Genomic DNA, 347 nt, shown 5'->3' with positions numbered 1-347 from the left:
CACGTCATCGAGAACACGCCCAGGTCGTGCAGCACGTCCTCGGCCGCGATCGTCTCCGGGCGGATGCGCGAGTCCGCGAAGGCGACGTCCTCCGGGATGGCGGGGTTGAGGTGGTGGCACACCATGAGCATGTCGAGATGCTCCTCAGCGGTGTTGCGCGTGAAGGGCAGCGTCGGGTTGGTCGAGGACGGCAGGATGTTGGGGTCCTGCGCCAGGGTGATGATGTCGGGAGCGTGTCCGCCGCCTGCACCTTCGGTGTGATAAGCGTGTATTCCACGGCAGTTGATCGCAGCGAGGGTGGTCTCGACGAATCCGGCCTCGTTGAGGGTGTCGGAGTGAAGAGCCGC

General features: G+C 65.4%; 1 protein-coding gene. It reads right to left on the bottom strand.

The features are described from left to right. Positions 1–347: amidohydrolase family protein (locus GNF10_RS37435; RefSeq protein WP_185607533.1), on the bottom strand; the 347-nt coding region annotated here is incomplete at both ends.

It is taken from the genome of Nostoc sp. UCD121, from assembly GCF_014222285.1.
GTDB lineage: Bacteria > Cyanobacteriota > Cyanobacteriia > Cyanobacteriales > Nostocaceae > Nostoc.
The sequence above is the reverse complement of the archived record's forward strand: the minus strand, read 5'-3'. Positions and strand labels throughout refer to the sequence as shown.